This window comes from Paracoccus sp. (in: a-proteobacteria), assembly GCF_030536915.1.
Classification (GTDB): domain Bacteria; phylum Pseudomonadota; class Alphaproteobacteria; order Rhodobacterales; family Rhodobacteraceae; genus Paracoccus.
On record NZ_JAUNPC010000017.1, the window covers coordinates 1 to 3,776 of the forward strand.

The window sequence follows — 3,776 nt, forward strand, 5'->3', positions numbered from 1 at the left end:
AGCCTGCGCCCTCGCCGCGACCGTTATCTATTGGTTGTGAGTCCTGACCCTAGTGCACTGGCAGAATTTGATAAGCTATTTGCAGTAATGCAGACGGCGGGTCGAGGAACTTTTGTTGTTCTTCGTGGTAGCTCAGGGTCAGGCAAGTCTACCTTTCTTCATACTTTGAGCGTTTTTAAAGAGAACGTCAGAACTGTTGCGGTTCCGGGAAATGCTTCAATAAGAGAGGCTCTGGAGAAGATTCCGGAGGATGATAAGTTTACTGTTTATGTTCTTGAGGAGCGCGAAGCAGCAACTTCTTTCACGGATTCGGAGTTGGAAACATGGCTTCATGAAATTAATGGATTCTTGCGCCGAAATACGGGGGCGAAGTCGCTCGTGGTTTGGCCCTGCAACACAGATGCCCTTCGAGACCGCATCTTGCCGCTTGCTAGAAGTATTGGAGGCACGGCACTCCTTGGACTTGGCAAAGGATGTATCCAGTTTGCTGGGCCGGAGAAAGATCGGTTCGTCGATATCGCGAGTAAGACGCTTAGTTTGGCAAATCAAAGCGCATCTATTGCTGATTTGGGCCTGTCTCATGATTCGCTGTCAAGGCACGTTCAGGTTAGCGATGTAATTGGTGATTTTTATGCAAAAATTCAGGGAGATATACTTGCTCAACAGCAAGATATTTTAGCATTAGTTGATAAGGAACAGTGTCGTTTATGGATTTTGGTCGCTGCTGGTAACGAGCCGGATGGAGACGTGGCTGCGCTTACTCGCGGCTCAACTGCAGCGATTGATACAGAGCGCCTCATGTCTGCTACTGGTGCCAATATCGTAGCTGACATGAAGCAATATCCTGAAAAAATTGGAATTGTGGGAACAGTTCTGGACGTGAAGATATTTCATCTTCCGGTTCTGGTTGCGTCATCCTTGATGAGGGCATTTGCTTCTGATACTTTGAAGACTCGCCTTGCGTCTCGAAGGTTTCAAATGGAGAAGCCGGATAGAAGGGATGCGACAGACCGGTTGAGAAAGACGGACTTTGCCAATGTTCTGGCAGGGGGAGTCACGGGTCTGAGAAGTAGGAAAAAGCTTGGGTCTAAAAGCATAGAAGCTTTCGAGAAGCTTGCTAGTATCGCAGAAAAGAATGACTCTGAGTTAAATGCGGCAATTGGATCTGCGCTCGTTTATGCGGGCTTGGCTACTGACTTTAAGGTCGAGCAGAACTTCGGGTCTGGCCTGTCGCGCCGAACGGATCTACTCCTTGATACGGGGGCAGGACCGGTGCGTGTTGAAGTTATGTGGCGGCGAAAGACAGGGCGAGCAGAAGTTGCAAACTATACGTTAGGAAAGGTGGCGAACTACGCACGGGCTATAGGCTTCATCAAGTAGATGGAGGCGAGCGTAAGGTGCGTGCTTCGCACGCACCATCCCACCGCCGAACGGTGCGTGCAAAGCACGCACCCTACGCAGCCGCCCCTTCTATCGCAGCCACCCACGCCCTTACCACTCTCACACTCTCCCCCTCGTCCAGCCAGGGGATATGCCCGCGCCCCGGCACCTTGCCGTAGATCATGTCCGGCCGCCTCCGGTGCATCTCCGCAACGGCGTCCTCGCCCAGAAGGTCCGAGCCCTCGCCGTGGATCAGCGCCAGCGGCAGCCCTTCCAGCGCGTCGAACAGGGGCCAAGCGGTGGCGTCGGGGTTCTTGAAGGCGGAAAGGAAGGCCTCGCGCAGGGCCGGGTCATAGGTCAGGGTCACGCCGTCCTCGGCTTGGCGGTAGAGGCGGGCGGCCTCCTCGTGCCAGCGGCCCTCGGGGACTTCGCCGAAGCCGCGAAGCGTGCGGGGCAGGCGCTCGGCCACCTCGGCCAGCGTCCGGGCGTTGGGGCGGCGGCCGACATAGTCCATGATCGCCTCCAGCCCCTCGCGCCGAAGCTGGGGCCCCACGTCGTTCAGGCAGACGCCCAGCAGGCGGTCCTTGGCGACGGCGGCAAGATACATGGCGATCAGCCCCCCGCGCGAGGTGCCGACGATGGCCGCCTTCTGGATCCCGAGGTGATCCAGCAGCGCCAGCGCGTCCGCGCCCTCCTGCGGGACGGTGTAGGTTTCCGCCCCCGTCCAGTCTGACTGCCCGCGTCCCCGGTAATCCATGCGGATCATCCGGCAGTCTGCCAGTGTCGGCGCGAGATAGTCGAAGTCGTCCATGCTGCGCGTCAGTCCCGCGAGGCAGAGGACCGGCAGCCCCTCGCCCTTATCCCGATAGGCGATCCGCGCCCCATCCGCGGCGGTGAAATGCTGCACGTCCATGACCTTGTCCCCTTGTCGTTGCAGGGGCATCCTGCCTTGGGCTGTCGCGCCCGGCAACAGCCGCTGCTTCGCGCCAAGGCGGGTTTCTTCTGCCGCGTCAGCCGGACAAGGGCGCGCGGTGCAGCAGGTGAAAGCGGCCGTCTGTGGCCTCGCCGAAGAGGCACAGGTCCTCGATCACGAAGGGGCGGGGCAGGACAGGGGAAAGGTGGTCCTGCAGGGCCGCCATGACCGGGGCGCGCTCGGATTCGGGCAGGCTGTCGGTCAAGGTCAGGTGGAACTGGAACTCCTCCATGACGAAGGGATAGCCCCAGCGGTGCAGCAACTCGCGCTGGCGGGGGGAAAGCCGATCGGGCTTGCGGCGGGCGATCTCGGCTTCGGTCAAGGGCGCGCGGAGATGGTCGGTGCCCTCGACCACCGCGGCGGCAAGGGCCTGCAGCGCGTCTTCGCAGCCCTGCGGGATCAGGGCGAGGAAGCCGTGCAGATCCTCGATCCGCAGCGCCTCGCAGGTCACGGGGGCAAGCCGCGCCGCCAGCGCCTCGACCGCTGCCGTTGCATCCGCCGGGCTGACGCCCTCGGCCAGCCGGAAGGGCGCGCGGAGGGTGCCGTGGAAGCCGTATTTCCGCGGATCGCGCGTCAGTTCCGCCGCCGGATGGGGCAGGGCAGGCAGATCGGGTTGTGCGATCCCGCGCCCGGTTTGGGGATTCCAGCCCAGCCAGGCGGCGGTGCGGGTGGCGAAGTCGCCGGGGCGCGGGGCGTAATAGACGGCGAAGCGTTTCATCCGGGCCTCTGAGGGATGCTCGGGGCAAACGGCCGGGCTGCAGGGATGTTCCGCCGTGCCAGCGAAACGGCTGGCTCAGATATTCTCGGGCTGCGGCATCCCGAGGACGTGATAGCCGCTGTCCACCATCACCACCTCGCCGGTCGTGCAGGCGCCCCAGTCCGAGGCCAGCCAGACCGCCGTTCCGCCAATCGCCTCAAGCGTCGCATTGGCGCGCAGGGGGGCGTTCGCCTCGGTGTGGCGATAGGTCTTGCGGGCGCCGCCGATGGCCGCACCTGCCAGCGTCTTCATCGGGCCGGGGCTGATCGCGTTCACCCGGATGCCCTGCGGCCCGAGGTCGTTCGCCAGATAGCGCACCGCCGATTCCAGCGCCGCCTTGGCGACGCCCATGACGTTGTAGAAGGGCGTCACCCGGTTCGACCCACCATAGGTCAGGGTCAGGATCGTGCCGCCCTCGGTCATCAGCGGCAGGGACCGCCGCGCCACCTCGATCAGCGAATAGCAGGAAATGTCGAGCGACTGCTTGAAGTTCGCCCGGCTCGTGTCCACGAAGCGCCCGGTCAGCTCGTCCTTGTTCGAGAAGGCGATGGCATGGACGAGGATGTCCAGCCGCCCCCAGCGTTCCCCCAGCGCCGCGAAGGCCGCGTCCAGCGAGGCGTCGTCGGTCACGTCCACGTCCAGCAGGATGTCGGACCCGAGCGATTC

The 3,776-nt window shown here is 62.1% G+C and carries 4 protein-coding genes; 1 reads left to right on the forward strand and 3 read right to left on the reverse strand.

The features are described from left to right. The coding region (locus Q4F04_RS04750; RefSeq protein ID WP_303368686.1) for a hypothetical protein at nt 1-1,380 on the forward strand (1,380 nt) is incomplete at its 5' end. Between the two features lie 73 nt (nt 1,381-1,453). Here the strand turns inward: Q4F04_RS04750 and Q4F04_RS04755 are convergent. The 3 genes from Q4F04_RS04755 to Q4F04_RS04765 all read right to left on the reverse strand — a co-directional run. Continuing rightward, entirely contained in the window at nt 1,454-2,323 is an 870-nt protein-coding gene (locus Q4F04_RS04755) for an alpha/beta fold hydrolase (RefSeq protein ID WP_303368687.1), read from the reverse strand. Between the two features lie 67 nt (nt 2,324-2,390). Then, on the reverse strand, nt 2,391-3,071 hold the full coding sequence (locus Q4F04_RS04760) for a DUF1045 domain-containing protein (protein ID WP_303368688.1): 681 nt from the start codon (nt 3,069-3,071) through the stop codon (nt 2,391-2,393). Nucleotides 3,072-3,146: 75 nt separating this feature from the next. Further along, nucleotides 3,147-3,776: enoyl-ACP reductase (locus Q4F04_RS04765; protein ID WP_303368689.1), on the reverse strand; the 630-nt coding region annotated here is incomplete at its 5' end.